Source organism: Pedobacter sp. AC464 (assembly GCF_979253075.1).
This window is the reverse complement of sequence record NZ_CEEDBV010000001.1, coordinates 1567368-1591501: the sequence shown is the minus strand read 5'-3', so window position 1 is coordinate 1591501 and position 24134 is coordinate 1567368. Positions and strand designations below refer to the sequence as shown.

25 protein-coding genes are annotated in these 24134 nt (G+C 40.4%); 10 read left to right on the top strand and 15 right to left on the bottom strand.

All coding sequences use genetic code 11. The annotated features are described in order from the left end of the window. Window positions 1-58: 58 nt before the first annotated feature. The 4 genes from AC0IWT_RS06875 to AC0IWT_RS06860 all read right to left on the bottom strand — a co-directional run bounded on the left by AC0IWT_RS06875 (window position 59) and on the right by AC0IWT_RS06860 (window position 4558). Entirely contained in the window at window positions 59-2191 is a 2133-nt protein-coding gene (locus AC0IWT_RS06875) for an AAA family ATPase (protein ID WP_471796562.1), read from the bottom strand. A gap of 46 nt (window positions 2192-2237) precedes the next feature. Then, the gene (locus AC0IWT_RS06870) at window positions 2238-3011 is read right to left on the bottom strand and encodes an HAD-IIA family hydrolase (RefSeq protein WP_471796561.1); all 774 of its coding nucleotides are present in this window, start codon (window positions 3009-3011) and stop codon (window positions 2238-2240) included. Between the two features lie 106 nt (window positions 3012-3117). Further along, on the bottom strand, window positions 3118-3285 hold the full coding sequence (locus AC0IWT_RS06865) for a hypothetical protein (protein ID WP_157274903.1): 168 nt from the start codon (window positions 3283-3285) through the stop codon (window positions 3118-3120). Window positions 3286-3481: 196 nt separating this feature from the next. Continuing rightward, entirely contained in the window at window positions 3482-4558 is a 1077-nt protein-coding gene (locus tag AC0IWT_RS06860) for a fatty acid desaturase family protein (protein WP_471796560.1), read from the bottom strand. A gap of 313 nt (window positions 4559-4871) precedes the next feature. Here AC0IWT_RS06860 and AC0IWT_RS06855 point away from each other — a divergent pair, with 313 nt between their 5' ends. From AC0IWT_RS06855 to AC0IWT_RS06845, 3 genes are read left to right on the top strand one after another with little or no spacing between them, the layout of a single operon-like run. Further along, entirely contained in the window at window positions 4872-6377 is a 1506-nt protein-coding gene (locus AC0IWT_RS06855) for an ankyrin repeat domain-containing protein (protein WP_471796559.1), read from the top strand. 1 nt (window position 6378) lies between these two features. After that, complete coding sequence (locus AC0IWT_RS06850) at window positions 6379-6864, top strand: DUF2271 domain-containing protein (RefSeq protein ID WP_471796558.1); 486 nt, start codon at window positions 6379-6381, stop codon at window positions 6862-6864. Between the two features lie 14 nt (window positions 6865-6878). Further along, complete coding sequence (locus tag AC0IWT_RS06845; RefSeq protein WP_471796557.1) at window positions 6879-9065, top strand: PepSY domain-containing protein; 2187 nt, start codon at window positions 6879-6881, stop codon at window positions 9063-9065. On the opposite strand, the gene AC0IWT_RS06840 is transcribed toward AC0IWT_RS06845, so the two are convergent. From AC0IWT_RS06840 to AC0IWT_RS06820, 5 genes are all read right to left on the bottom strand, one after another. After that, a complete protein-coding gene (locus AC0IWT_RS06840; protein WP_471796556.1) occupies window positions 9066-10079 on the bottom strand; it encodes an FAD:protein FMN transferase in 1014 nt (337 codons plus the stop codon). 65 nt (window positions 10080-10144) lie between these two features. Beyond that, window positions 10145-10969 carry an MOSC domain-containing protein gene (locus AC0IWT_RS06835; RefSeq protein ID WP_471796555.1) on the bottom strand — a complete coding sequence of 275 codons (825 nt, stop codon included), beginning with the start codon at window positions 10967-10969 and terminating at the stop codon, window positions 10145-10147. 95 nt (window positions 10970-11064) lie between these two features. Further along, the gene (locus AC0IWT_RS06830) at window positions 11065-13302 is read right to left on the bottom strand and encodes a xanthine dehydrogenase family protein molybdopterin-binding subunit (protein WP_471796554.1); all 2238 of its coding nucleotides are present in this window, start codon (window positions 13300-13302) and stop codon (window positions 11065-11067) included. Window positions 13303-13319: 17 nt separating this feature from the next. Beyond that, window positions 13320-14339: an FAD binding domain-containing protein gene (locus AC0IWT_RS06825; RefSeq protein ID WP_471796553.1), complete on the bottom strand. Its 1020-nt coding sequence runs from the start codon at window positions 14337-14339 to the stop codon at window positions 13320-13322. Beyond that, a complete protein-coding gene (locus tag AC0IWT_RS06820; protein WP_471796552.1) occupies window positions 14326-14829 on the bottom strand; it encodes a (2Fe-2S)-binding protein in 504 nt (167 codons plus the stop codon). The genes AC0IWT_RS06825 and AC0IWT_RS06820 overlap by 14 nt, the downstream gene beginning before the upstream one ends. 256 nt (window positions 14830-15085) lie before the next feature. On the opposite strand from AC0IWT_RS06820, the gene AC0IWT_RS06815 reads away from it, so the two are divergent. Then, a complete protein-coding gene (locus AC0IWT_RS06815; protein WP_056871037.1) occupies window positions 15086-15355 on the top strand; it encodes a hypothetical protein in 270 nt (89 codons plus the stop codon). Between the two features lie 67 nt (window positions 15356-15422). Here AC0IWT_RS06815 and AC0IWT_RS06810 read toward each other — a convergent pair whose 3' ends face one another. Continuing rightward, complete coding sequence (locus AC0IWT_RS06810; protein ID WP_471796551.1) at window positions 15423-16268, bottom strand: cyanophycinase; 846 nt, start codon at window positions 16266-16268, stop codon at window positions 15423-15425. A gap of 222 nt (window positions 16269-16490) precedes the next feature. Here AC0IWT_RS06810 and AC0IWT_RS06805 point away from each other — a divergent pair, with 222 nt between their 5' ends. After that, entirely contained in the window at window positions 16491-16868 is a 378-nt protein-coding gene (locus tag AC0IWT_RS06805) for a response regulator (protein WP_471796550.1), read from the top strand. Between the two features lie 22 nt (window positions 16869-16890). Here the strand turns inward: AC0IWT_RS06805 and AC0IWT_RS06800 are convergent, their stop codons facing one another. The 3 genes from AC0IWT_RS06800 to AC0IWT_RS06790 all read right to left on the bottom strand — a co-directional run bounded on the left by AC0IWT_RS06800 (window position 16891) and on the right by AC0IWT_RS06790 (window position 18080). Further along, on the bottom strand, window positions 16891-17385 hold the full coding sequence (locus tag AC0IWT_RS06800) for a DUF421 domain-containing protein (protein ID WP_471796549.1): 495 nt from the start codon (window positions 17383-17385) through the stop codon (window positions 16891-16893). Window positions 17386-17611: 226 nt separating this feature from the next. Continuing rightward, window positions 17612-17818 (bottom strand): hypothetical protein, encoded by a 207-nt coding sequence (locus tag AC0IWT_RS06795; RefSeq protein ID WP_471796548.1) that lies wholly within the window; start codon window positions 17816-17818, stop codon window positions 17612-17614. A 52-nt stretch (window positions 17819-17870) separates the two neighbouring features. Then, window positions 17871-18080, bottom strand: a complete 210-nt coding sequence (locus tag AC0IWT_RS06790) for a hypothetical protein (protein ID WP_471796547.1) — start codon at window positions 18078-18080, stop codon at window positions 17871-17873. 148 nt (window positions 18081-18228) lie between these two features. Here AC0IWT_RS06790 and AC0IWT_RS06785 point away from each other — a divergent pair, with 148 nt between their 5' ends. After that, on the top strand, window positions 18229-18435 hold the full coding sequence (locus tag AC0IWT_RS06785; protein WP_471796546.1) for a hypothetical protein: 207 nt from the start codon (window positions 18229-18231) through the stop codon (window positions 18433-18435). 113 nt (window positions 18436-18548) lie between these two features. Next, window positions 18549-18803 (top strand): hypothetical protein, encoded by a 255-nt coding sequence (locus AC0IWT_RS06780; RefSeq protein ID WP_471796545.1) that lies wholly within the window; start codon window positions 18549-18551, stop codon window positions 18801-18803. A gap of 49 nt (window positions 18804-18852) precedes the next feature. On the opposite strand, the gene AC0IWT_RS06775 is transcribed toward AC0IWT_RS06780, so the two are convergent. Further along, a complete protein-coding gene (locus AC0IWT_RS06775) occupies window positions 18853-19281 on the bottom strand; it encodes a response regulator (RefSeq protein WP_471796544.1) in 429 nt (142 codons plus the stop codon). Window positions 19282-19536: 255 nt separating this feature from the next. Between AC0IWT_RS06775 and glgX the strand changes: the two genes are divergently transcribed. The 3 genes from glgX (at window position 19537) to AC0IWT_RS06760 (ending at window position 23700) form a co-directional block, all read left to right on the top strand. After that, window positions 19537-21651 (top strand): glycogen debranching protein GlgX, encoded by a 2115-nt coding sequence (glgX, locus tag AC0IWT_RS06770; protein ID WP_471796543.1) that lies wholly within the window; start codon window positions 19537-19539, stop codon window positions 21649-21651. 88 nt (window positions 21652-21739) lie between these two features. Continuing rightward, a complete protein-coding gene (locus AC0IWT_RS06765) occupies window positions 21740-21985 on the top strand; it encodes a hypothetical protein (RefSeq protein WP_471796542.1) in 246 nt (81 codons plus the stop codon). 8 nt (window positions 21986-21993) lie between these two features. Beyond that, entirely contained in the window at window positions 21994-23700 is a 1707-nt protein-coding gene (locus AC0IWT_RS06760) for an alpha-amylase family protein (protein ID WP_471796541.1), read from the top strand. 48 nt (window positions 23701-23748) lie between these two features. On the opposite strand, the gene AC0IWT_RS06755 is transcribed toward AC0IWT_RS06760, so the two are convergent. Beyond that, window positions 23749-23892, bottom strand: coding sequence for a hypothetical protein (locus AC0IWT_RS06755; RefSeq protein WP_471796540.1), 144 nt, complete (start codon window positions 23890-23892; stop codon window positions 23749-23751). Window positions 23893-24134 lie beyond the last annotated feature (242 nt).

The following is a 24134-nucleotide window of genomic DNA, read 5'->3' as shown; positions in this document are numbered from 1 at the left end:
CATATTGATTTCCTAATAATTACAAACCTTTGAGCATTTTGTTCAAAGGTTTTTTGTTTTAAAAAAGTTCGCTCGTTCCAAGGTAACCATTAACTGATTTTAGAATTTCGCTGCCAATTTCAACTGCATTTCCAATACCAACGCCTTTTATTGCAGCAAGCTGATCGGTTGTTTTAGGTAATTTCGCTGCGATTAATAAAATGGCCTGTTCAGAAAGAACGTTGTGTTCGGGAACATTTCTCTGCTCGCTAATGGTTTTTCTTATCTTTAGCAGGTTGTTAAACAACTGCAAATTTGCGATTTCTTTGGGTTCGATAACGATTTTTGGTTTTCGTCCGGTTTGAACAGGCTCATATCTGCTGCCCGCTTTATGGTAGGCTTTTGTAAATTCAGAGGTGTCAAAATCTTCCCATCGCAACTTAAATAAAGTTAATTTCAGGGATAAATCATTTATCAAATCACTTATTCTGCTCAGTATTTTTTCCGCCTTTTCATCAATATAAATATTAAGCTCATTAAATTTATCTGCCTCTGTCAATGTCAGTTCCAGCCTCGGAATAAAATAGTTTGAAGCCTTGATTAATCTCTCCATAAATTCAGCTTCATCTTTTACCGCTCTCAGTTTTGATAGGTTAGCAAACTCTTTTTTAATAAATTTCCCGGCAACACTAATTATTTCACGTTCGATAACTGATTCCAACCTGCTAATGATTTCTTGGAAAGCAGCATTACCTGGGTTGTTTCCAAAGCTTGATTTTTTTAACGCCAACCAGTTTTTTTCGATTGCAGTAAAATCAAGCAAATCATGAATCAAAGTCCACTCATAATTCTTTGTCGCGTTTTCCAGTGCTAATGCATCTGGCTTGGAAATAACGGCCGATCTGGTAAATTTAATTACCCGCTCATCAGTAATTACGTTATTTAGGCTGATGGGCGATTTTAAAATCAAGCCTTCCAGACTTCGGCAACGGCTCAATGCTACGTAAGCCTGCCCATGCGTAAATGACGAGCTAACATCAACAATCGCCTTATCGAAAGTTAATCCCTGGCTTTTATGAACCGTTATTGCCCAGGCCAGCTTAAAAGGATATTGTGAAAAAGAACCAGTATTTACCTCCTGAATTTTATTGTCAGCGGCGTTTAAGTTGTATCTAATGTTTTGCCATTCTTCACGTTCAACATTTAGCGGGCTATTTTCATCATTAAATTTCACCTTAATGCCATCGGTTGTTATCTCGGTAATTAGCGCTGATTTGCCATTGTAGTAAAGTTTTTTCCCAGACGAATCATTCTTAACAAACATAACTCTGGCGCCAACTTTTAACTCCAGAACTTCATCCACCGGGTAAGCATCTTTCGGAAATTCGCCAGTAATTTTAGCGCTAAACTGATGGAGTTCGGCATCCAGCTTCTCTAAATATTGCTGATTAATCTCTGTAACCAACTTATTATGAGTGGTTAGCGTAATGTACTCCTCAGTTTTAATATGTTCCAAACTTACTTCATATCGCTTGTTCAGCTCCTTTAATAAGTTTTCCGGGAGATTATTTTCTCTGATTCCGTTTAAAATTTCGAGAAAAGTCGGGTCCGATTGTCTGTAGACTTTATCGAGCTGAAATGTTGTAAGCCTGTTTGCCTGGATAACATGGCTATCGAAGAAGTAAGGACTGGTGTAATGGGCTTTTAAAATATGCCAGGCATCGTGTGCAACTGGAGATAGTTGATATAAATCGCCAATCATCAATACTTGTACGCCACCGAAAGGCAGCTGTGATGATTTGACATTTCTTAGTGCTATATCAATAAAATCCAGCACATCTGCCCTCACCATACTAATTTCATCGATAATTAATAATTCAAGGCACTTAAGCAATTTTATTTTTTCTGAAGCGTATTTTATCGGCTCTGCAGAATTGTTCGGGATAATTGGGCCAAATGGAATCTGAAAAAAGGAGTGGAGCGTTACGCCGCCTGCATTTATCGCGGCCACAGCTGTTGGCGCAACCACGGCGTAGTTTTTTGTTGTTGTTTCTTTTATGTGTTTGAGTAATGTTGTTTTACCAGTTCCAGCTTTCCCGGTAAGAAAAATTGATTGGTTGGTAGATTTTAAGAAATCGAGAATGAGCTGATGTTCGTGGGCCAATTTGTATTTTTTAGAATAGGATAAACCTTTTAGTGGATTACCCGCCAAAAATACAATGATTTTTGAAATGATACTAAAAATGTTAGTATCTTCTTTACCGCCAGCTTAATGGAAATTCAATCTCATCTACGGAGCTTGCAATTAAATCGGGCTTAAATGCGTAATGGCTCAGTCTGTCCTTTGTCGAGATGCCGGAGAGCACTAAAATAGTTTTGTATCCCATTTGCACGCCACCCTGAATATCAGTTTCCATGGTATCGCCAATTACAGTGGTTTCAGATGTTTCCAAACCTAAAAACTTGCGGGCAGAGCGCATCATCACCGGGCTTGGTTTTCCAGTTACAAATGCTCTTCTACCGGTCGCCTCTTCAATCATCGCCGTTGTGGCGGCAATGCCGAGATTGTTCCATCCCGGTTTTTTAGGGGAAGGGTCGCGGTTGGTTGTGATAAATTTTGCACCTGCTAAAATCATATCTACCGCACGTTGAACCATTTCCAGTGTGAAATTTCGGCCTTCGCCAAGCACAACAAACTCGGGGTCGGTGTTTACAAGTGTTATTCCGTTTTCGTGCAGGCTACTAAGCAAGCCGCCTTCTCCTAATACGTAAGCCGTGCCACCCGGACTCTGGTCGCTCAGAAATTTTCCGGTAGCCATAGCGCTCGTGTAAACGTGCTTGTCTTCAACTTTTATACCTAAACTCTTTAACTTTCGCCGAACTTCCAGGCTTGTCCGCTGACTGTTATTCGTCATAAACGCAAAAGGAATATCGTTTTTTAAAAGATTATTGATAAATTTATCTGCCCCTAAAATTAATTCCTCCCCACTATAAATTACCCCATCCATGTCAATTAATAGTCCCTGTTTCATAAAAAAAAGCTAAATAACGGTAAACCCAAATATAAGATTTAAATAATCGTTATTTGTACATTTAATAATAGGAAAGGATAAGTTGTCTTCTTTTGGGAAAGAAGAATTAGTCGCTGTATTTTCTTTTAACGGCGTAAGATTGGTACCACAAATAAAATACCCAAACTAAAATTACAGTGCTGTAAATTAATTCAGGTTCATAATAGTCTGAACCTATAAGTATTATAACTGTAGAAATCAAAACCGTCAGGAAGAGATAGAAAAAATTCTTCATAACTTGCTGATTTAGTGGTTTCTGTATACCGTAAATATACTATTAATCAGTCAGTGATGCAAATACCTGCGTGTTTTCGTGAAAATTTTACCTTTTTCTAAAATAATCTGCGTTTTTTTTCAATAATGATAACTTATTACATCATTGTATGATTATTATGATAAAATACGTGTGAGTAGTTGTGATGTTTTAGAGATTAACTTCTGCCCATCTTTTTAAGCATATGGAAATGCGAACGTAATGCCAGTGAGAACGTTCTGTTTTCATTATAAGTAATTCCATATTCTAATGCAGTCGTTTTAACAATTTTTGAAATCCAGCCATAATGAATATGGCAGATTTTAGGAAAAAGATGGTGTTCGATTTGCCTGTTTAATCCTCCAAGAAAAAATGCGGCGAACTTGCAATCCGTTGCAAAATTAGCAGTGGTACTCATTTGATGCTCGGCCCAGGCTTCCTGCATATTTCCATTTACGTCTGGTATAGGGAAGTCGGTACCTTCCACTACGTGAGCGAGTTGAAAAACAAGCCCCATTGTGAAGCCCTGCGCAAGATGTAAAATTATGAAGCCGATAATAACCTGAATCCAGGTAAGGTCGGTAACCAATATAGGCAACGCCAAAAACAGAAAGTAGTAAAGTGCTTTATAAAAGAAAAGATTGAAATACTCCACGGTCGGGTGCTTGCTAACGTGTGCCCCAACTGAAGCTTGAAAAAACTTTTTGTAATCTTTTCTAAGTACCCAGGATAAGGATGCGATACCGTAAAGTGGGAAAGCATACCATTGTTGATAGCGGTGAAATCCTTTCAACTCATCCGATTCGGATATTCTAATTAAGCCTGGAGCAACCTCTATGTCTTCATCGTGCCCCGCGATGTTGGTGTAAGTGTGGTGCACCACGTTATGCGTGATATTCCAAACGTATGGGTTTGCACCGAGGAAATTGAAAATAAAGCTCAACGATCTATTAACCTTTTTCGATTTAGAAAAAGAACCATGTATTGCATCGTGACATACGTTAAAGCCGACAAAAGCCGCCGTCATGCCCAATAAAATAGTTAAAACAACCAGCCAGATTAAGCTGAGTGGTGCTAAAAGAATAATAAGATAAAGGGAAAGGTAGGCTACAAGAAAAACAGCTGTTTTTACCCACATGCTTAAATTTGCATTAGGCGAAATCTTGTTCTCTTTTAAATGATTGCCTACTCTTTTTCGTAGTTCAGAATAAAACGGACCCGCTGCTGCGCAGGGAAATTTTGCTTTTAACTTCATTGAAATATCGGGTTAAACAAATTTGTTTCACCACTATTTCATTTAAGCAGCTATGTAACTCATTATTTGAAGGGAAATCCCTGCAGTTTGTACGCTGCTAATATAGGTACGAAAAATGCCGTTTATTGGATTGACACAATATTTATTTTTATGTGGAGATAGATATTGGTAACCCAAATCCTAAACGAAATGTTCGAAGCTGAAAAATTCTTCAAAAATAATTCGACATTAGTTCTTATTTAGACTAATTCTTGTTAATTTTGGAAACTCGACAAATCCGGGGAATAAACATTCTCATTACAAAAACAGAAAAATGAAAAAAATCTTGTTATCTATAGCGCTCTTATGCTCGGTTTCTGTGTATGCTCAAAAAAACGTTCTGCTTGAATCATCATTTTGGCAAACTAAACCAACAGTAGAGGCGGTAAAAGCCGAGGTTGAAAAAGGTGCAAATCCTGCTCAGTTTAATCAATCTAGTTTCGACCCTGTGGTTATGGCCATAAATGCCGATGCGCCAAATGAAACGATAAAATACTTACTAACCCAACCAGGAAATAACATAGATAAGCCTACACATGACGGCCGTATTTATTTGCATTGGGCTGCCTATCGGGGAAATGACGAGATAACGGGTTATTTAATTTCTAAAGGTTCTGCTTTAAATTTTGTAGATAGCCATGGCGCTACGCCACTGAGTTTTGCGGCATCTGCCGGCCAACAGAATACAAAAATATACGACTTATTCGCAGCAAAAGGTGCGAACATAAAGGCTGAAAAAAATGGTGCTGGCGCCAATTTATTGTTGTTAGGAATTGGTAATGATAAGGATTTGAAACTCACAGACTATTTTGTTTCCAAAGGTTTGGATTTAAAAAGCACCGACGCTGAAGGCCACAATGCTTTTGGCTACGCCGCAAGAGCCGGCAATGTTGATGTACTAAAAGCACTAATTGCAAAGGGCGTTCCTGTTGATAACGGAGCCATTTTGATGGCCAGCGAAGGTTCTCGCAGGGGTGCAGCGCCAATTGAAGTTTTTGAATATCTAGAAAGCTTAAAAATAAAGCCTACTACGCTAACAAAAGATGGTAAGAATGTTCTGCATGCGCTTGCTAGAAGGGCGGGCCAAAATGCCTTAATTGAACATTTTATTGCTGCCGGAGTTGATGTAAATCAAGCTGATGCAGAAGGCAATACCGTGTTGATGAATGCTGCGATGTCTAACAGAGATACCACCGCCTTAGCAATAATATTACCTAAAGTAAAAAATATAAATCAGGCGAACGCCAAAGGTATAACAGCACTCGCAATGGCTGTTAACAGTAATTCTGCTGCTATTGTCAACCTACTTATCGCAAAAGGTGCTAATCTTAAGGCAGTAGATAAGGAAGGAAATAATCTGGCTTATTATCTGATTCAGGGTTATAGTCCTGAAACTGGTCGTCCCGCCCCCGCTGGCATGCCATCCCGGGCTCAGGATTTTGCGCAGAAGCTAGCGCTTTTACAAGCAAAGGGCTTCAACATTACAACACCACAACAAAACGGAAACACTTTATACCACCTGGCTGTAGCTAAAGGAGATCTTGCACTTGTAAAGCGTTTTCACGATTTGTCAATCGATGTGAATGCTAAAAATAAGGAGGGGATAACGCCTCTGCATAAAGCAGCAATGATTTCTAAAGATGATTCAATGCTAAAATATTTGCTATCAATTGGGGCTAAAAAAGACCCGAAAACTAGCTTTGATGAAAGTGCCTTCGACCTTGCAAGTGAAAATGAATCACTTAAAAAAGACAATGTATCACTCAGTTTCTTAAAATAATATGACTAATTTCTTAAAAATTTCTTTGCTTGTATTAGCAATAGCATTTATAAAACCGAATCAGGCTGGTGCTCAAACGGCAAAGTATAAATGCATGATTCAAATGACGAATTACATGGGTGAAGGCGCATATATTGTAATTTCTTTAATCGATGCAAAAGGCCAATACGAAAAAACGCTTTATGTTTTAGGTTCTGATAAAAAGTGGTACAACAGTTTGAAAGAGTGGCATAAATTCAACTCCAAAAAACGAGCAAACATTAGTGCAATAACCGGCGCTTCGTTAACCGGCGGAGACAGAGGTGTTTCAGTCATCGATATTGATAAATCGAAAATTAATGCCGGCTATAAGCTTCGTTTTGAAAGTGCTGTGGAAGACCAGAAATACAATGTGAAAGATCTTGAAATTCCGCTGACAACTGAAGCGTTGACGGCAAAAACTGACGGTACAGGCTATATTAGATACGTTCGTTTTAGCCCTAATTAATTTTATTTAGGCTGATGACAAATCATTTTTGGAGGTACAGTCATCTTGCTCTGGCTGTATCTTCTTTTCTTTTTCTCCTGCTTGCCTCCCTTACAGGCGCAATATTATCTGCGGAACCAGTTGTAAATCGACTCAAACCATTTGCAGCGAAGAATCTCAATGAGGTTAATCTGGCTCAGACGCTTCCAGTTCTCCGAGAAAATTATCCCGGTATCACAAAAATTTCTGTTGAAAGCAATCGCTTTGTTTTGATAGAAGGAACGGATAAGGAAGGGAAAGATGTTAAAGCATATGTTGAGCCATCAACAGGAAAGATTATTGGTAAGCCAACCAGGAAGAGTGAGTTTTTCCAATGGGTAACCAGTTTACATAGGTCTCTTTTTTTGCATGAGCTTGGCCGGATTTTTATCGGCTTAACGGCTTTTTTGCTCATCCTGATTGCGGCTTCAGGCATAATGCTCACCATAAAGCGCCAGCGCGGAATACGACGTTTTTTTGCAAAAATACCGAATGATAGTTCATCGCAATATTACCACACTGTTTTTGGACGCCTGTCTTTAGTATTTATTCTTTTAATAGCACTCAGCGGAACCTACCTGTCGTTAACTACTTTAGGTGTTATCAAACAGGTAAAAACGAATGTGGAGGTAGATTTCGACACCATTAAGCCCGGTAAACAAGTGCCAATCAAGGATGTAGCGCTTTTCAGGGATACCAAATTGTCTGATGTAGACAAAGTGGAATTTCCGTTTTCTGACGATGTTGAAGATTATTACACCTTAACTTTAAAAGATAGGGAACTTGCCGTAAATCAGGTTACAGGTGTCGTAATCGCAGAGCAGAAATACCCGTTTTCCGTACTGGCAAACAATATGAGTATGGATATTCACACCGGGCGGGCGAGTATTATTTGGGCCGTTATTTTAGGGATTGCTTCTCTTAGTATTGTGTTTTTTATTTATTCGGGCTTCGCGATAACTTTAAAACGGATTACGAGCAGGAGTGGTAACAAATTTTCTAAGGAAGAGAGTTCGCACATTTTGTTAGTAGGTTCCGAGAACGGAACAACAGATAAATATGCCTCTGCTGTTTTGAAACATTTGTTCAAGGCCGGGATAAAAGCCTACATAGCATCGATGAACGACTATAACCTTTACCCAAAGGCAGAACATTTATTAATTTTTACATCTACTTACGGATTGGGCGAGCCACCGGCAAATGCGACGAATTTTTTTAAATTGATTGATGAGCGGGCGCAGGAGAGACCAATCAACTTTTCGGTACTTGGCTTTGGCTCCAAATCATACCCTGATTTTTGCAAGTTTGCTTTCGATGTTCATAATAAACTTTCTACAAAAAGCTGGGCCACGCCCTTGATAGACATTCATACCGTCAACGACCGGTCTCCCGGCGATTTAACATTGTGGCAGGAATCATGGTCGCAAAAAGCTGATATTTCTTTCGAAAATTTTGCAGCAGCGGGAAAGGAAAAGATGAAAAAGCTGAAATCTTTTACGGTAAAATCAACTGCGAAATATGACGATACTTTTCTTCTTGAGATTCAGAGCAGCGGCAAACTGAAGGCAAAATCAGGCGATTTACTTGCCATTTATCCTGCAAATGATCATCGTGAAAGACTTTACTCCATTGGTGTAATCGATAAAAATGTAACCTTAAGCGTTAAGCTTCATGAAAATGGCCTCGGTTCCGGATTTCTTCACTCACTGGCAGAAAATGATAAGCTTAATGCCAGAATTGTGCGGAACTGGCATTTCCATTTTCCGGCTCAGGCGCCTGCTGTGGTTATGATTTCTAATGGAACCGGGATTGCACCTTTTCTGGGTATGATTGATGAAAATTTAAATAAAATTTCCTGCCATTTGTATTGCGGCTTCAAAAATACATCTTCTTCAAAACCATTTGCGAAATTCCTCGATCAAAAGCTGAGCGAATCGAAGTTACAAAAGCTGGATATTGCATATTCCAGATTTGGGGTTAAACAATACGTTAGCGATTTAATTGCACTTGACGCAGCGCTATTTGCGGAAAAATTAATCGATTCGTCTGTGATAATGATTTGCGGCTCGCTTTCAATGCAGAAAGATGTCTTGTCTGTTCTGGCCACCATTTGCTCGGAAAAAACACCTCATCCGTTGTCGTTTTATCAATCCAGAAATCAGATTTTGATGGATTGCTATTAACTACTTTACCTGTTTGGGCAACTTAATTTTTGAAAGGGCCGATTTGTTTTCTGAAACCAGAAACTCGCCTTTGTCAGTAATCATTAAGTAACTGTAAGCAGGGAAATTTTCGATCAGCTTTTTTCCATTTACAGGCCCCAAAACCATTATCGAGGTGCTCAAACCGTTTGCAACTTCAGCACTCGGTCCCATAATGGTAACACTTATTAATCCTGTGGTGGGGTAACCGGTAGCCGGATTAATAATGTGCGCATAGCGCTTACCGTTAAATTCTACAAACTTTCTGTAACTTCCTGAAGTTACGATTGCATTCTGTTTCATAGGTACAACGGCAAAAATGGTGTCTTCTTTCATCGGATTAGTAATTCCAATTTCCCAATTTTTGCCATTTGCATTTTTCCCCCAGGTACTCATATCGCCAGAGGCATTTACAATTCCCGCTTTAATGCCCTTCGAAAGCATCAGTTCCCTGCATCTGTCGGCCGCATAACCTTCTCCTAAAGCTCCAAAGCCAATCTTCATTCCTGGCAATTTTAAAAACACAGTAGAGTTTGCTGTATCTATAAGTATGTTTTTATAGCCAACTTTCGCAACGGATTTTTTGATGGTTTCTGCCGATGGCATTTCTTTCATGGAGCCGTCAAACTTCCAGATTTTATCCATCGCAGCAAAGCTGATGTCGAATGCGCCGTTCGTGATTTTGGAAAGCGCAATAGCCCGTTGGGTTAGCATGAGCAGTTCTTTATCAACCTTTACCGGCTTAATACCTGCATGGTCATTTATCATTGATACCTGAGAATTTGGTTTCCAGTCAGAAATCAGGCTTTCAATTCTTGAAATTTCAGCAATTACAGTATCGATGTTTTGTTCGGCACTTTCCCTGCTATCTGCAACAATGCTGATGTCGAACCGCCCACCCATTAAAATCGTAGTTCTTTTTCTTAGCACCTGCCCCTGTGTACTTAGCGTGAAAAAGACTATAATATAAAAGAAAAGGTATTTATGGTAAGCCATTTGGCATGTTTTAATAGATTAGATATTATCCAGGCAGGATTGTGATGTTGATTGATTTTTGCGCTTTATCCAGCCTGGCGTTTCGACGATTTTAACTTCAGTTCCATACCGACTTTAATCTCGCCTGTTCCATGGTGGATAAGATTTTGTCCGAACATGACTTTATTATTTTGCAACCGGTATTTTGAAAGGGTTTTTAGTGGTTCCTGACCTTTAACTGCAGTTTGTTGATCTACTGTTATCAAAACACACCTGGCGCAAGGTTTTACTGCAGAGAACCTAACCTGTCCAATTTCAAAGTCTTCAAAACTGTCTTCATCGTGTGCTTTGCCTCCTTTAAATACCAGATTAGGGCGAAATCTGTCCATTAAAACGGGTTTTTCCAACTTTGAATTTAAATAATCAAGCGACTGTTCACCGATTAATAAACAAGGATAGCCGTCTGCAAAGCTTACTATTTCAGCTTTTTTTGCATATCTGGGGTCAACTTTTCTTTTAGCCTGTTCCGGCATATAAACAAGTCTGAGCGGCATTTCCATATAGTTTGAAAACCATTCGCTAACATTCTTATCCACTTCAATACCTTCCGTTAAGTCATCCCAAATCGTAACCGGAATAACCGGTCCGCTAGGTTGATTAGCAGCGAAAGAGATGCTGTTTTCGGGCGCCGTTTTGTTGAATACAATAATTTCTTCGCCGAGAATATCGACTTGCAAGAGCGCTAACGATGGATATTTTCTTTGGGTGATAAACATGCCTTGTTCATCAATTAATAACCATCTTCTATCGTACCTGAGTCCTTTTTCTTCGATAGCTGAGGCTTGCAGGTTTATTCCACCCAGCGATTTAATCGGGTAAACGTAAATGGCCGAAAGGTAAAATTGATTCATGCTCTAAAGATAACAAACAACGTAAAAACATTTGCTGCTATTTTCAAAGTTTTGGCTGCAAGCTTAAGGCAAAAGGTCAACTTTTACATTAAGGGTCAAATCAGTTCGTCAAAATGTATAGGCAATTTATAAATGCGTTTCCCGGTGGCATGAAAAATTGCATTAGAAATCGCTGCAGGCATGCTAACCAGTCCGATTTCACCAACGCCTTTAGTACCGAGTTCGTTAATTAGATCATCTTTTTCATCTACGAAGATTACATCAAATTGCCCAATGTCTGCATGTACCGGAAGGTGGTATTCGCCCAAATTTGAATTCATGTACTTGCCCAGGTTTGCATCCATAATTGTTTCCTCATGGAGGGCTTTACTTAGTCCCCAAACCATAGAACCTAAAATCTGGCTTCTGGCGGTTTTTGGATTAATGATTTTGCCAGCTGCAACGGCCGTAACGGCTCGTGTTACAGTAACAACACCTAAATCTTTATCAACCTCAACTTCAACAAAGCAAGCACTGTGGCATGCCAAACTGTATTTTTTAAGCCTTAAAAAATGCGGTTTGCCCATATTTGTCGTTTTAACGGGCATATTTTTGTTAAATGAGATTATTTCCTTTAGGCTAACCGACTTACCCGGGTCATTTTTAAGAAAAATTGAGCCGCCACTAAAAATAACTTCATCATCAGCAATTCCTTTAAATGCCGAACCAGCCATTTGGGCTGCTTTTTTTAGTAATTTTTTCCGCAATGCTTTTGCTGCAACAACAATTGCAACGCCGGTGGATGATGTAATTGACGATCCTCCTTGAAACATAGAGAATGGCTTTTTGCTGTCGCCATATCGGAAATCAACATTTTCAATTGCAAGTCCTAATTCATCCGCTGCAATCTGGGTCATTACTGTAAGCGTTCCGGTACCGATATCTGTGGTTGCATTGTTTAGAACAAGTTTTCCATCTGCAGTTATCATGGCTTCCACACGCGAGGGGAACTGCAAAGAATCCCAAATACCTGTAGCCATACCGTAACCAACGAGTTTATTGCCCCGAACCATGCTCCGGGTTTCTGGAGAACGTTTTCCCCAGCCAAATTTTTCAGCAGCCTCAAGATAGCATTCCCGTAACGCCTTACTTGTAAATGGCTTTTTGTTAGAAGGGTCTATATCAGAATAATTTATCAGCCGCAAATCGAGCGGGTCGATTTTTAGCTGATAAGCAAGTTCATCCATAGTACATTCAATTGCATGCAGCGCAGTACTTCCGCCCGGCGCCCGCATATCAATTGGCGTATAAACATCCAAAGGGATAACATTTTGTTCGAATAAGGTATTTGGAGCAGGGTAGAGGCGGTGGCTCCAGGATGCTGTTGGCTCGGTGTAGTCTTCAAAATTTGATGTTTCTGCAAAAACTTTATGACTAAGACCGGTTAATTTGCCATTTATATCTGACGCGAAGCGAAGGTTCTGTATTGCTGGCGGCCTGTGACTAAAAGCAAACATCTGCTTCCTTTCCAAAACAACCCTCACATTTCTTTTTAGCAGGAGAGAGGCCATCACGCAAAGGAAAAGCTGATATTGAGGTCGTAATCCAGAGCCAAACGCACCACCAACAAATGGTGCTATAACCCTTACATTTTTATATTTAAGGCCAAAAGCGTCCGCGATAAACAACTGGTTGTTAATTGTTCCCTGCGTTTTGTCGTAAATTGTTAGTTTACCATCGCCTTCATAAATTGTTGTCGTGGCAAATAATTCTATCGGGTTATGGTGTTCGGTTCCATGTTTATATTCCGTCACTACTTTAGCACTTGCAATACCAAAAGCAGTTTCGAAATCGCCTGTAGGAGGCGGGGGAGGCGGTTTTAGTAAGGTCGCAATTCCTTTCTTCGCTGGCCTTGCTTTATCGATGTTTTCATTGATACAGGTTTGGAACCCCTGCTCTTCAAACTCGAACAGAATTTGTGTTGATGCATATCTGGCGGTTTCAAAAGTTTCGGCAACGATAAGGGCGATGGGCTGCCCGTTATACAAAATGTTTTCGTCATGCAATGGTTTAAACACGGTTCCCGGTGGGGCGTCCATGTCGGCAAACTGCAAGTCAAACCAGGCTAATTTGGTTCGGTTCTCATGCGATAACACCTCTACAACGCCAGGTATAGCCATAACTTTTGTGGTATCTATTTTTAAGATCTTCCCCTTAGTTATTGGACTGCTTACCACATATCCATACAGTAGATCTGCTACTTTATACTCTGCAGCATACTTTGCCGTACCGGTTACCTTCAGTTTTCCTTCTAACCGGTTTATAGATTTGCCTACTATTTTTTCTGCTTCCATTTCCTGTTTTCTTTAGTTTAAGCAGATGGCTGTGCTCCAGGCTCTTGCGAATCAGGATTTAGTGCCATTATACAGTTTCGCTGTATCGCTTTTTTAGCAAGTTTTATCTTAAAGTCGTTGTTTCCGAATCCTTTGGCGCCCTCCAGAATAAGGTCTGCCGCCTTTCCAAAGTTTTCCGCAGTTGCTCCTTTTCCTTTAAGAAAATTTTCTGCGGCAACGCTTCGCCAGGGCTTGTGTGCAACGCCACCGAGTGCAATTCTGGCATCCACAATTGTATCACCATCGAGTTGCAAAGCTGTTGCTACTGAAACTAAGGCAAAGGCATAAGAATGTCTGTCGCGAAGCTTTAAGTAGGAATAATGAGTTGCAAAGTTATTGTCGGGTAAATCAATCGAGGTAATCAGTTCATCGGGCGTTAAAGTATTGTCCAGATCAGGCCGGTCGCCAGGAAGCCGGTGGAAATCTGCAAACGCAATTGCCCGCGTTCCTGCAGGTCCTGCAACGTTTACAGCCGCATCCAGCGCAGCCAGTGCAACACACATATCAGATGGAAATACAGCGATGCAATGTTCACTAGTTCCTAAAATCGCATGGATTCTGTTGTAACCATCCTTCGCCGGACAGCCAGAGCCTGGAATTCTCTTATTACATGGCACCTCTGCATCATAAAAATAATAGCATCGGGTTCGCTGTAAAAGGTTGCCGCCATTTGAAGCCATATTTCTTATTTGCGGAGATGCACCCGCGAGTATGGCTTTGGAAAGAAGTGGATATCGATTTTCGACTTCGGGGTGATATGCCGTTTCTGCGTTTTTAACTGAAGCCCCAAGTCTGAGCGCCCCGTTTGGCAGCGTTTGAATTTGAAGTAACTCATCGAGATGATTTACATCCACAAGTTCATCGGGATTGGTAATGTTATACTTCCACAAATCTACAAGATTTGTGCCACCGGCAAGAAATTTGGTGTTTTCGCGACCGGCTACCAAATTGATTGATTCCGCCACGTTTTGAGCTTTTTTATACTCAAAGTTGTTCATAACTGCCTCCGTCTTTTACCTGCATAATTGCATCAATAATTCCAATGTTTGCACCGCAGCGACAAAGGTTTCCGCTCATCAACTCCTGCACTTCTGCTCTGGAATTCGCTTTTCCTTCTTGTAGCATGCCGATTGCACTACAAATTTGCCCTGGGGTACAGTAGCCGCATTGAAATGCATCGTGGTCTATAAAGGCTTGCTGTATTGGGTGCAATTCCTCGTCTGCGATACCCTCTATACTGGTGATTTCCGACCCATTTTTCGTTACAGCCAGCGTCAGGCAACTTAAAATCCGCTTACCACCACATAGAACCGTACAGGCTCCGCACTGGCCATGGTCGCAACCTTTTTTTGTCCCTGTTAAATCCAAATGGTCGCGAAGAAGGTCTAAAAGGCTTACCCAAGGCAATATGCTGAGATTCTCTTTCCTGCCATTTATGGTTAAAGTGACCTCCTTTTTGCCAATTGATTTTTGTTGTGGCTGTTGCATCTGTGCTGGTTTAAAGTGATTTGTTGGTTAAATGCTTATGTGCTAACATTAAACCAGGCATATAAGTTTGTCTAATCATGAAAAACCCTGACATCCACCGAAATTCAGGCTTTGACAATCTAATTTTATTTGTTTTAGCGGTCTTTGCCTCCGGCAGCAATGTCAACTCAATAGTCGGCTTGGACAAAAGCTTTTGCTGGTTTCGAGAAACTTAAATTCGTTTTATGTGTTTCACTTTTAAGAAAAATCAACAGAGATGACAAATCAAGAAGATAAAAATCAAAACCTGGGCGATAAAGAAGCAGAAAACTCTGCCGATCGTTCAAATATGCCAGACAATCAAGTTCCACGCCACCGCAGTAATGATAACAGCGAAATGAATAAAGTTAAAAGTGAAGCGGGATTTTTAAGTCGCGAGGTTGGCGAAGGCGATTTCGGTTCTGAAGAAGCACGGGCAGATCCAGAAAAAGGCAATCCAGGACATGCAGGTAACATGCCGAATTCTGTTCAGAGCGACGACGAGTAATTATACTTTTCACCAAGTTCCGCTAGCTTTCGGTAGCGGAACTAAATAGTTTGAGCCTTTTTAGCCTTTAAATATGCGGAGGGTTTCTGCAGGGAATTACAAATTCTTCACCATCCGAAAGAACAGAAACATTCAGGTTCCTGATGGTAATTTTTTTATCGGCATTGTATTTAACAATGTTGCTTCCATAACTGTTCTCGCCATCGATTACAAGTACAACGCCAGAGCCGATAATTCTGGCGTTTAAACCTTCAGTTATCAAAACGGCCGTATCTTCTTCTATCCCAATGCCTATTGAAGCTGGGTTGGTAGCGATAACCTGAGCCATTCTAACAAATCTGCCCCGATGAACAAAATGGGTATCAATACAAACGTCTTTTAAAAATTCAAAACCAGTCGTAATCTTAACCGCGGCAGCAATCATTTCCCGTTGTCCGCTCCCTTCGAAAATCATTGGTGTAGACATGGCCATGGCCCCGGCGCTTGTACCGCCAATTACGAGCTGGTTGTGGATATACCTTTCTTTTATCGTTGTTATAAAGGCTGTGCCGCCGTATGTAGCTGTCAGTTTTAACTGGTCTCCACCAGAAAAAAAAATGGCATCGGCTGCATCAATCCTTTGCAAAAGTTCAGCATCATCGGCCGGCCGCGAGTCGTGGTGAATTTGATTAACGCTCTTTGCACCGAGGTCTGTAAAGCAGCGGGCGTATGTAGAAAAAGTATCCTCAACGTCTTCCGTTCCTGCCGTGGTTATCACTTCGATAACCGGCGATTTTTTACAAATAGAAATGAATTCGCCTAACACCGTTTTGTTTGTATCCACTTCCTCCTGGATTTCCGATTTATTTTCGGCACCACCAATAATGAATAATTTTCCGCTAGGTACAGGGCAATCGTTTTTTTTCGTTTTCATGCAGTTTTGGCTAGTTCTAGATGAAAAACCCTTATAAATCGAAACTTGTTTTGTGTTTGTGTAAAGGATTATTTTTTTGCTACTGACGTTGGTTTGTATTCAAAAATTTACGCTCTGCCCTGCGTATAAATACTAAATCGAAAAGAGAACTACCTTATTATGCTTGTGATGCAATTTATGGTAGATGTTTTCCTTTAAATTTAACAGCAACAGAATAGGGCCATGCAAAAAATCCTTCTTCAAGAAACGGATCCATCAATTTTGGATGTTTTAACAATTGCGCTACAAACAGAAAACTTTGATGTGCATGGAAGATTATTTTACGATGATTTACTGGCCGTGATCCAGGAATTTCGTCCGCAGGTTGTCTTACTGGATTATCGTTTAAACGGCACAGATTCTGCTGAGGCTTGCAGGCTTATTAAAACGGCGTTTCCTTGGTTGCCGGTGCTGGCTTTAAGCTGTAACGCCCGGATAAACTTTGAGTACAAAGAAAAGGGCTTCGATGACTACATTAAAAAGCCCTTCGACCTCAGCGTGCTTTATAAGATTGTAAGGAAATACATTGAGAAAGAAATTGGTTTTCAGCAATATTTTTAGGGTGCCGACAGTTAATGGCGGGTTAACTGTCAGTATGTTTTTTCACAATGCTAATCTCGCCATTTCGTTCCATATAAATTTTCTTAACCTGGTCTGTACTTTCTGTTAGAAGATTTTTTCTGATTGCGTGCATAATTTCCTCTTCGCCTATTAAGGCCCGTTTCATATTCGTGTGGATAAATTTTCCATGCTCGAACAGTGTAAATTTCTGTCCTTCGGCAAAATCACCAAACTTTGGGTAGATGCTCATGAGCCTTCCTACGCCCCTGTGTAGAGAAACAATTGCGATGCTTGCAACGATTACATGTAAAAATGGGGAGGCGCCCACCACACCGCGACTTAAAATGGCTCCCAATAATATCACGATTATGTTATCCATAGGGCCGTGAAGTCCAAATGACCGCCTTCCCGAAATTCGTATTAAAGTATATGCGATTATAAATGCCAACACGGCACGCAAAGTCATCTGTAAAATGGTTAGGTCCTTACCTAAACCGATTAAGTTCTGTAAATTCATTTTAATCTTTTCCTAAAAAAACTGCTCTTTGTTTGCTTTTTGCAGGAGCATTAATTTCTGCCGGAAATTTAAAAATGATTCAGCTTAACCTTCCTCCGGATAGCTGATGCCTGGTATCAAACCCGGCAAATAATGCTCGTTACAGGAAGCAACAAAAAGACCTTGACCTAAGCAAAGGATACAACACCAAGCTTCAAAATACTAAAACAGGTAAGAACCTTCTAAATTAGTCACCTTTTTTTGGTCCGGGATAAGCGGCTGGCGATGTCCCGACTTCTGCATCCTCATTTACCGGGTTTTCTTTCGCATTTTGCTGCATTTTCTTTAGTTGATCATCATTTCCCGCACCTTCAATAATATTTTCTGAAGGTGGTCTAACTGGTGTTTTCGACTCACCACCTGGCAGTTTTTCTGCTTGTTCATCTTGGTTCATAATACATTTTTTTTAAAGGTTAACGGCCTAAATTGAGGGACTAATGTGCATGTCAATTTTGTTTTTCGGGTGGCGTCCCCATAACGGTGCTATCAGTTGTGGTGCCTATCTTGCTCTTCGCTGTGCCATCACCTCCAAAAGAATCCAATGTTGTTGTGTCTTTCCTGGCAGAATCTTTATCCGCTTTCTGCCCACTTTCTGACGAGCATGAACAGAGGCTTGTGAATGCGAAGGCAAATACTATAAAAATCATCTTTTTCATAATCCTTGAGTTTGTTAACCTAAAAAACATTTCTGTTTTAAGAAAGGTTTAAAATTTTGAAGCAGAAACTGCTTGCGGCTCACGATTCGATTATTAAGAATTTATAAACTTTTGGCATTTAGGCTGTGTTTTCAAAAGAAAATGAGATATGAAAAAGTTAGCAATCTGCCTTTGTGCACTTGGAATCGTTTTTACAATGGCTTGTGTAAACGACCCTGAAAAGCACACCGAATCAGAAGTGAATCCGGAACTTAGTGATACCGTAAAGACAAAACGAGATAATACGGATGTGTCTCCAAGTAGTGATACAACATCGAAAACTAATGATTCGGTTAGTACAAACACGCCGAAATAGCGGCAAGTCTCCAAATTGAACTCAATTAACTTTACAAACGGTTCTGATATTTTCGATAAGTATCACCGTTTGTTGCATAACCACGCACTGTAAAAAAAGTATAAAATAGAAGTATGAAATTGAACGAACCTGTACTTAAGATTTTGCGGAAGAAATATGAACCGGAAGCCCTTACTGAACTGAAATTTGCCAGGTATGATTTGGCGGTGAAAGCAGATTCGGAAGGTAACGCTATTTTATTGTTTATGGGTGTAAAAGATGAAAATGGAAAGATACGGGGCGAGCGGTATGCAAGACGACTCGTTGTTGATAAGGATGGCCACGTACTAAAAGATCATTGGGAACACAAAGGTAAAGCTACACCTTAGCTTTCTGCGGGTCGATTTTTAGCTGGGCATCGACGGAACATTTTTTCCGCTACTTTGATGATTTTCCTTTAACTAAGGTTTTTATTTTCGGCAGTAAGCCACTATTAATTACAGGGGTATCCAGCATTGATTTAACGATATACAGTAAATCTTTTACATTGAAGGGTTTCTCTAAAACGGCATTACAGCCGTACTCTTTCATTGGCGAGATGATTTTGGCATAAGCCGACATAATTATAATTGGTGTATGTTCAAAAACATCTATTCCACGTATTGCTCCGCATAGTTCGCCGCCATTCCAATCAGGCAACATGTAATCTACAAAAAATAAATCTGGCTTAAACTGCTCCATCCTAGCAAATATATTCTCGGTTTCGTACAATCCAAGGCATTCATAGCCGTTGCTGTTTAGTACATCTTGAATGGTTTCCAGCAAAACAAGGTCGTCTTCTACTACAATAATTCTTTTCCGATTCATGTCTATTTGGCTTTGGTTTCACTAAAAACAGCTTAAGGTATCAATTTGTTTAAAGATAAAGAAGTGATGGTTGAGGTAGAAAACCTGCCTGGTTTTCAGGCTGTAAATTCTCAGTTCGGCTTCGGTTTTTTACGTTTAAAAACGTAAAAATACGTTTTAAGGTGTGTTTTTACCTGAACTCTTCACTGCAGAAAACCTTGTGTACCGGCCTTATGTTTTCTTTGCTCACACTAAAACATAAACGATACTAGCCAGATGCAGACTTACATTCAACTGCCCGGGCGCCCGTATCCACTGGGCGCAACATGGGATGGAACAGGAACAAATTTTTCAGTCTTTGCGAAAAATGCTCAAGGCGTAAATCTTTGCCTCTTCGATGATTTTGGAAATGAAGTTTATGTTGTAGAACTGCTCGAACGCGAACATGATATTTTTCATACTTATCTCGAAGGAATTAACCCCGGACAAAAATACGGCTATCGGGTTAATGGTCCTTATGAACCCGAAAATGGCGCACGGTTCAATCGTAATAAACTGCTGATTGATCCTTATGCAAAAGCCATCTCTGGAGCGCTAATCTGGAATGAAGCAGTATTTGGTTATTCGCTTAACGCCGAGGAGGCAGATTTGACTTTTTCAGAAGCAGATAGCGCTCCGTTTATGCCCAAATCGGTAGTGATAGATACCGCTTTTAATTGGGAGAAAGATAAGTTTTTAGATATTCCTTACCATGAAACTGTAATTTACGAACTTCATGTAAAAGGCTTCAGTAAGTTAAATCCGCTAATTCCGGAACCGCTTAGAGGAACATATGCTGGTATCGCCCATCCGGCAAGTTTGGAGTACCTCAAAGCTTTAGGAATCACCGCAGTTGAACTCATGCCGATACATCAGTTTATTTCTGATGGACATCTGATTGACCGCGGACTGGATAATTATTGGGGCTACAATACCATCGGTTTTTTTGCTCCTGATGCCAAATACTCAGCGAGCGGCACTAACGGCGAGCAGGTAAACGAATTTAAGGAAATGGTGAAAGCCTTGCATGCTCATGGTATAGAGGTTATACTGGATGTTGTATACAACCATACCGCCGAAGGCAACCAAAAAGGGCCCACTTTATCGTTTAAGGGAATTGATAATCAAACTTATTATCGTTTGGAAGACAGTAACATGCGTTATTATACTGATTATACCGGAACCGGTAATTCGCTAAATACGAGAATGCCAAATGTGCTTCGTTTTATCATGGATAGTCTGCGGTATTGGGTAGAAGAAATGCATGTAGACGGATTTCGTTTCGACCTCGCATCTACGCTGGCCCGAGGTTTACATGATGTGGACAGGTTAAGTGCTTTTTTCGATATTATCCATCAGGATCCTATTATTTCGCAGGTAAAATTAATTGCTGAACCCTGGGATTTGGGCGAAGGTGGTTATCAGGTTGGTAAGTTTCCTCCGGGATGGGCAGAATGGAACGGTAAATACCGCGATTTGATGCGGAGATTTTGGAAAGGCGAAAAACATACACTTGGAGAATTTGCGCAACGTTTTTTGGGTAGTCCTGATTTATACATGAAAGATTACCGCAGGCCAACGGCCAGCATTAATTTTATAACTGCCCATGATGGTTTTACGCTTCACGATTTGGTGAGCTACAATGAAAGACACAACCTTGCAAATGGGGAAGATAATAATGATGGCGAATCAGAAAATCATTCGTGGAATTGTGGTGTAGAAGGCGAAACAGCTGATGAAGGCATTAAAAGTCTGCGTTTAAAACAGAAGAAGAACCTGTTGATGACCCTGTTGCTTTCGCAGGGCATTCCGATGCTTGTTGCAGGCGATGAACTGGGAAAAACTCAACAGGGCAATAATAATGCTTACTGCCAGGATAATGAAATTTCATGGATTAACTGGGAAACCGCCGACAAATCGCTTATCGAATTTACCGCAGGGCTTATTGCTTTACGGAAAAATCACCCGAGCCTGAGCAGGAAAGAATGGATTGTTGGCGATAAAATTGATGAAGATGGATTGCTGGATATTGGCTGGTTTAAGTCTGATGGCGAAGAAATGACGCCAGAGGATTGGACCTCGGACGATGACTCCTGTCTCGGGATTTTTCTTCATGGTGCTGGCATACAGGGAAAAACTGCAGAAGGCGCAGACATTATGGACAGCCACTTCTTTATCATTGTAAATCCGGGCCATCAGCGTTTCAGCTTCAAATTGCCGAATAATTTATACCCTGCCAAGTGGGCAATTATTATGCAAAGTTCAACAGCAGTGCCGGCTTCAAAGGTTGTATTGGCGGGCGAAGAATTTATGGTTGAAGAAAGAAGCGCCGTAGTTTTTCGTGCAGATTAAACACCTCGATTAACATTTTATAAACTTTCTAAAAATTGAAGGGTTTTTTTAAAAGGGATAATTGGAGAACATTACAATCTTGGAAATTATGAAAATGCATTTTTTAACGTTACTGTTTTCAGCATTAACATTCGTTGCTTTTGGCCAGGTGCCAACCGGTACCAACCAGCGCACTACGAACGATACTTTGCTTCAGAAAAGTGTGCCAAAAGCAAATAAGTATAGTAAAAAAGCAAATAAATGGCCAAAACCCGATAGCTTAAAAGCTAAGACGGTCAAACCTAAAGCGATTAAAAAGTATCCAAAGAAAAAAGTTGACTCAGCAACTAACTAAGTTCTGCTATGCCACAATCGAAACTTAAAAGCTGGATAAGGCCCCTCATTTTCTATTTTACTACAGCTTTAACCGTTAGCTTAAACGCTTGCAAACAAGATGATACTAGAGAACCCGTCGAAATTGTTCCGAAATGGTACAGCAACAGCATCATTTACAACCTTGATGTAGACAGTTACCAGGATAGCGACGCAGATGGCACGGGCGATTTCAATGGTTTAATTTCCAGGCTGCCATACCTAGCTTCCCTCGGCGTCGATGTAATCTGGCTTTCTCCCTTTCAACCATCGCCAGACATGGATGACGGTTATGATGTTAGTGATTATTACAGCATTGATAAGCGATTTGGCTCCATGGCAGATTTTGAACGTTTTATGGCGGCTGCAAAATCTCACAAAATTAAAATTGTGATGGACATGGTGTTGAACCATACCTCCATAGCGCATCCCTGGTTTAAAGCTTCCCGCTCTGATAGTACCGGTAAATTCCGCTCAAGGTATAGCTGGAGTTCAAAAAAACCGAAAGATTTTGATAAAGGAATGGCTTTTGAAGGGGTGCAAACTGAAACGTGGACCTATGATGAAATTGCTAAAAAATATTATTTCCACCGCTTTTACAATTTTCAGCCCGACTTAAACTACCAAAATAAGGAAGTGCAGCGGGAGGCCGTTAAAATACTACAGTTTTGGAGTGCAAAGGGCATTAAAGGTTTTCGGCTTGATGCTGTACCCTTTATAATTGACGTGCCAGAATCCGGCGCTGAAAATCCTCAGCACATGTTCGGTGTGCTCGATTCGTTGGTTAATGCCGTAAAATCAATCGACCCAGATGCCTTGTTACTTGGAGAAGCAAATGTAGAACCGACAGAAAACGAAGACTATTTCGGGGCGAAAGGACAGCGTTTATCAATGATGTTTAATTTTTACGCAAATCAGTATCTTTTTTATGCACTGGCGGATGAAAATCCTGCGCATTTTGCGAAGGCATTAATGGATACCAAAGAAAAGCCCGCTGATTCTCAATGGGCATTTTTCCTGAGAAACCACGATGAGATAGATCTTGGCAGGCTTAATAAAATGCAACGCAATAAGGTGTACAGCAAACTCGGTCCCGAGAACAACATGCAACTTTACGATAGGGGCATAAGGCGTAGGCTTGCACCAATGCTCAGTAACCCTGCAAAGTTGAAAATGGCCTATAGCTTGCTATATTCGCTTCCGGGTACGCCGGTAATACGTTCCGGTGAGGAAATCGGGATGGGAGATGACTTAACTTTACCTGAGCGCCTTTCGGTTAGGACACCGATGCAATGGAACACTTCGCCAAATGCTGGTTTCAGTACTTCGAAACACACTTTCAGGCCGGTAATTTCAATGGGTAATTATAGCTATAAAACTATCAACGTGGAAACAGAAGAAGGTGAAAAGTCTTCACTGTTAAACCACATTAAGAAGCTGATTTCAATTAGAAAAAAATGCCCGGAGATTGGAACTGCAAACTGGCAGATTCTCGATTGCCGGAACAACGCAATATTGGCTATTTCTTACCAAAATGGACTTATAGCTATACATAACTTTACGGCAAAAAAGCAACAGTTCGCCTTGAATCTCCAAAAGCAGGCAATTAATTTATTCGGCCCAACTAACGCAACCTTAAACACAGAGCATCTAAATTTAGAGCCTTATGGCGCCTTATGGCTTAAATTGAAAGAGTAATCAGGTCTTATTAATTTTAACGGGAATTGCGGGAATGTGCAAATACTGTTATTTAATATCTTCCGGGTCCAGTTCATTTCCTTCCTCATCAACCCGTTGGTTTTCATTCCAATTCGACTGGTCATCACCTTGAACATTTTCGTTGTCGCCCTGCACTTGCTGTTCTTCTTTTTTCTCTTTTGGATCTGTCATGATTTTTTGGATTAAATTTCTTTGAAAACAAAGTTTTACGCATCCCGGTTTTAAAAATCGTCTTATAGATACAGGCCAAAAGCAACCATCTGTGTTTTTTGCCGTAAGTATTTCTTTTGGGTATGATTAAGGGCTTCTCGGTTAGGTTTAATTATTTCGTCTAACGGGATTAAAAGCGATACCGGTGTTGAATTACAACGAATTTCAAACAAATCAGGGAGTTTTCCGTTTCAAAAAATAGT